This window comes from Frankia sp. CeTa3Moorea (genome assembly GCF_978021225.1).
Map to the genome: position 1 here is coordinate 1 of NZ_CDXDOR010000246.1, position 4,730 is coordinate 4,730.

Genomic DNA, 4,730 nt, shown 5'->3' on the forward strand with positions numbered 1-4,730 from the left:
GATGACGTGCCGGTAGCCGGCGAGTTGAAACGCGGACGCGAGGTTAATTGGCAAACATTCAGCCCGGGCGGCGTGGGTGCCGTTTGATGGCATGACGTGATGCCGGTCGGGGCGGGTGTGCCTCCGGTCGGTGGGTGTTGTCGGGTGGGGGTTGTGTTTCAGGCCGGGGCGGCGGGCGGCCAGTCGGGGATCCAGGCCCGGCTGGTGACGACCTCGCGCAAGGTCGTCATGACGTCGTGGCCGTGTTTGGCGGCGGTGCGCAGGTAGCCGAGGATGGTGTAGCGGTCCTGGGTGACTGTGTTGCTGGTCAGCCGCCCGGAGATGTTCTGCTGCAGCTTCGCGGGGCGTAGTTCGCGTTCGGTGTCGTTCGAGGTCGCCGGGATGGCCGGGTCGGTGAGGAACCGCAGCACGTCGGCCTGCCGGGTGCTGAGGAACTCCACGAGCAGGCGGGCGGGGCGCTTGCCGGGGTGGGTGCCGTGCGAGGTCGTGGCGGACATCCCGACCTTCACGCCGTCGCGGAACAGGGCAAGCAGGTCCTCGACGCTGGCCGGCGCCGGTCGTGCCGGGGGTGTGCAGTAGCGGCAGTGCGCCGGGTCGTGGCGCGCGGCGAGGTCGGCGGCGAGGTCGGCGGCGTGGCGGGTGAGGTTCGTGTGGTGGATCAGGCCGCGCAGCGCGTCGGCGATCTGCCCAGGCCAGTACTGGTCGGGGTAGGTCTCGGCGGCGGCGGTCAGGTCCCTGATCAGGTGCTGGGCGCAGAACTGGTGGACCAGGCCGAGGAACTCCACGTCGTCGGGGTCGTGCGCGCCGTCGTCGCCGGTCCCGTCGGTGAGCGGGTCGCCGACGGCGGGGTTGAAGAAGTCGTGGTCGTAGAGGTGGTAGCGGTCGTGGACGACGGTCGCGCCGGCGGCGGCGAGTTCGCCGAGCACCGAGGTCTGGAACGTCGCCAGGTCGCGGTCGCCGAGCAGGAAGTGGGTGTACAGCTCGGTGCAGGCGACCAGCAGGTGGCGCTTGGCGTCCTTGCGGCCGGGCCGTGGCAGCCGCGGGCCGACCCTGATCGGGGTCTCGTCCATCACGACGACCGCGCACAGGGTGATCAGCGCCCGGATCCGCTGGTGCGCCGCCGTGAGCGCGGCCGCGACCGTGTTCAGCAGGCCGTGCACGAACCCGGTCGACGGCGCCGCGCCGGTCAGCGAGGTCAGCAGGTCCACGCACCGTCCGACCGGCAGGTGGTGCACGACCATCAGATAGACGCACCAGGCCCGCGGGTTCGGCCCGTAGCCGATCGGCCCGCGGTGCGCGCCGTCCGGGCGGGTGGCCTGGTGGACCTTCCCGCGGGCGCATGCCAGCGCGTGCCGGTCGGTGCTGGGTCACCCGGGCCGTGACCAGCGGGATCTCGACCTGCTGGTAGGAGTCCACGACGCCGAGGTCCCGGGCCGTGCCCCGTCCCAGGGCCGTGGCCAGGTCGTTCCCGCACCCACACCGGCCCTCCGGGAACCGGTCGACCTGCTCGTCGGGGTCCTCGACCCGGGCCAGGTGCGCGCCGGGCTGCCCCCCACGCCGACGCTGCTGCCCACCGCCGGTACGGGTCTTCCTCGGGGCCGGCGCAGGCCTCCCGGGCTGGTCGTCCTTCGACGACGGGAACGAGGAGTTGCCGCTGTTCCGCGACATCAGGTGCTCCAGCCGGTCGAGCCGGGCCGCGAGGTCCTCGTTGACCGCGGCGAGCTTCTCGTTCACCACGACCAGCCGCTCGGTGTCCGCGATCCGCCGCTCGTTCTCGGCCCGCAACGCCGTGTTCTCCTCCGCCAGCCGGGCGACCAGCACCCAGACCAGCCACGGCACGGCCGCCGACGCCGCGGGCGCTGGCCTGTCGTGGGAAGGGCCGTCCGGTGTGGGCACACCACGGATCTAACGGGTCGCAACCCCACGCCATGCAGCGACAGGGCCATCACTCACCCAATCCGCCTGGCCACCCGTCAACCCCGGCAGACCGTCACCGACAGCCACAACAAGCCCCATGATCGTCACGCCGCGCGAACCGGCTGAAGGTTTACTCCAGCGGGCGCCAGCCTTGACGCTGGATAGGTGGCGCAAGATTTCCACCGTAATCCGGCGGACTTCGCGTGTGGGGGCCAACACCTTGGCGGTGGGTTCGGGCCGCGAAACAGCTTGTCGGAATTCCCTCAATGATTAATAAATGATCTTGTGGACGAATCCAAGCACCTTGTGCGACGTGCACACATCGGTGATCTGGCGGGTATGAACTTCGCGGCCCTGGTCCGTCTCTCTTTCGAGCTGCGGCCTCAGGACCTAGAAAACATCAGCGAGGTGAAACGACGAATACTGTCAGGCCTTGACATTAACAACCGTGAAACCCAGTTGGCGGACTGTCGCACCTACGTCGAAAGCCGTGGCGGGGTGATGCTCGAAGCGGTCTACAACGAGCAGAACCGCTCTGCCTGGAAGAAGAAGCGCATCCGCCAACCGGACGGCTCCTACATCTACCGGGTGGTTCGGCCGGTGTATGAGGCGGCGCTCTCCGACCTGAGACGCGGCCAAATCTACACCGGGGAACGTCTGGACGGCATCGTGGTGGCCGACGTCGACCGCCTCACCCGTGACCAGCGCAACCTGGAAGACGCCATCGAGGTGGTGATGCAGTACGGCCGCCCGATCATCGACATCTCCGGCAGCCTCGACCTGCTCACCGACAACGGCCGGGACGTGGCCCGGATCGTCGTCACGATCAAGGCGCGGCAGTCGCTGGACACCTCCAAGCGGGTCCGGCGCAAGCACGAAGCCATGGCCGAAGCTGGGGTACCCGCCGGCGGCAACCGGGCCTTCGGCTGGTTGCCGGACAAGCGGACCAAGGATGAGTTCGAGGCCGCGCTGTTGGTCGCGGGAGCTGATGACCTTCTCGAAGATGTCGGCCTGCACACCATCTGCCGCCGCTGGAACCACCTGGGTATCCGGAGCGCCACTGGCAAGGTCTGGCAGAAGGCGGTCCTGCGCAACATCTACCTGTCACCGCGGATGGTCGGCTGGCGGGTCTACGGCCCGCCGTCCATTCCGATGGAGGAGCGCTACGCCCGCGACGCGGAGGGCAAGCCCGTCATGGGCCAGCAAGATCCCATCCTGGACGTGGACACCTGGAAGCGGCTGGTAGCCAAGCTCCGCGATCCCAGCCGCACGAGCAAACACGTCCACACCGGCGGCCGGAAGTACCTGCTGTCCGGGATTATCTGCTGCGGGTACTGCGGCCGCCACCTGATGGGCGGCTTCGACCGGCGGTGGAACAAGCACCACTACGCCTGCAAGGCCGTCACGGCGGGCGGCTGCGGCAAGGTCAGCGTCACCGGCCACCATCCGGATGAGCTGGTCACGGACCTGGTGCTCGCGTACCTGGCAGACCGGGACGTCGAGGCAGAGGCCGGACCTTGGCCAAAAGCGGCGGAGCTGGCCAAAGCCGAAGCTAAGATCGCCGAACTGATGGGTGCCTACGACCGCGACGAGCTGGCAGGCGCCTACGTCTTCCCCCGCGTCCGCGACCAGGAACAGATCATCCTAACTCTGAAGGGAGAGCAGACAGAGTGGCTGCGAGCCCACGCCGGGCCCAGCCTGACCAACGTGGCCACCGCCTGGCCGTCGCTCGAAGTGGAGCAGCGGCGGGAAATCATCGGCACCGTCATCGAGGCCGTTGTGCTCCGGTCGCCAGCCGAAGACAGTCCCAAAAACCGTTTCGACCCTAGACGGGTGGAAGTGGCCTGGCGCGCCTGATGCGCCCACCTGCCCCGCCGGACGCACCAGTCCGGCGGGGCTCACGTCGTCGGTACCCTGGCTGGCATGGGCCTTTACCTGTCCGGCGACCCAGAGGCGGACGCCTTCCTCGACGCGGACCCCCTGGCGCTCCTGGTGGGCATGGTCCTAGATCAACAAATTCCACTCGAACGTGCGTTCGCCGCGCCGCTGGAACTCTCGCGCCGACTCCATCTTTCCGAGATCGGTGGGGACCAGCAGATCCCGCTTGAGCGGGCGTTCGCCGCGCCGTACGAGCTCGCGCAGCGGCTGGGTCGGCCGCTCGACGTGACCGAGCTGGCCGAGTTCGAGCCGGACGAGTTGGGGGCGGTGTTCTCCTGGCAGCCGGCGCTGCATCGGTTTCCCGGGTCGATGGCCAAGCGGGTGCAGGCCCTGTGCCGGCTGATCCTGGACTCCTACGACGGGGATGCGGCGGCCATCTGGACCAGTGCGGTCGACGGCCGCGAGCTGCTCAAGCGGGTCGCTGCGTTGCCCGGCTTCGGCCAGCAGAAGGCGAAGATCTTCGTGGCGCTGCTCGGTAAGCAGCTCGGTGTGACCCCGCCGGGCTGGAAGGAGGCCTGTGCGCCCTTTGGCGAGGACGGCAGCTACCGCTCGATCGCGGACGTCACCAGCCCCGAGTCGAGGATCAAGGTCCGGGACTTCAAGAAGGCGATGAAGGCCGCTGCGAAACCGTCGGCGAACTGATCCTGCGGTGAATTGGGTGCTGCGCGTGGCTGATTTTGGCGTGGCGGTGTTCGCCTCGCACACCGGAACGAATCTGCATGCACTACACCAGGCATCCCTCGGGTTGGACGTGGCGTTCCATCTGGCTCTGGTCCTGAGTAACAATAAGGATTCCGGCGCTCTCGCGTATGCCTGAGCCCACGGCATACCCGCAGTGCACATGTCCGGAGTGACGCATCCCGATCCGGCCCGGG

The 4,730-nt window shown here is 68.4% G+C and carries 4 protein-coding genes and 1 pseudogene; 3 read left to right on the forward strand and 2 right to left on the reverse strand.

The genetic code is table 11. The features are described 5' to 3' along the window. Window positions 1–158: 158 nt before the first annotated feature. Window positions 159–1,346 carry an IS66 family transposase gene (locus AC08OV_RS23610; protein ID WP_476620341.1) on the reverse strand — a complete coding sequence of 396 codons (1,188 nt, stop codon included), beginning with the start codon at window positions 1,344–1,346 and terminating at the stop codon, window positions 159–161. Window positions 1,347–1,596: 250 nt separating this feature from the next. Continuing rightward, window positions 1,597–1,896: pseudogene (locus tag AC08OV_RS23615) on the reverse strand (hypothetical protein); the annotation flags it as partial. A 306-nt stretch (window positions 1,897–2,202) separates the two neighbouring features. Between AC08OV_RS23615 and AC08OV_RS23620 the strand changes: the two are divergent. The 3 genes from AC08OV_RS23620 (at window position 2,203) to AC08OV_RS23630 (ending at window position 4,672) form a co-directional block, all read left to right on the forward strand. Continuing rightward, a complete protein-coding gene (locus AC08OV_RS23620; RefSeq protein WP_476615860.1) occupies window positions 2,203–3,774 on the forward strand; it encodes a recombinase family protein in 1,572 nt (523 codons plus the stop codon). Window positions 3,775–3,840: 66 nt separating this feature from the next. Then, the gene (locus tag AC08OV_RS23625; protein WP_476615861.1) at window positions 3,841–4,497 is read left to right on the forward strand and encodes an HhH-GPD-type base excision DNA repair protein; all 657 of its coding nucleotides are present in this window, start codon (window positions 3,841–3,843) and stop codon (window positions 4,495–4,497) included. A 25-nt stretch (window positions 4,498–4,522) separates the two neighbouring features. Beyond that, complete coding sequence (locus tag AC08OV_RS23630; protein ID WP_476615862.1) at window positions 4,523–4,672, forward strand: hypothetical protein; 150 nt, start codon at window positions 4,523–4,525, stop codon at window positions 4,670–4,672. Window positions 4,673–4,730 lie beyond the last annotated feature (58 nt).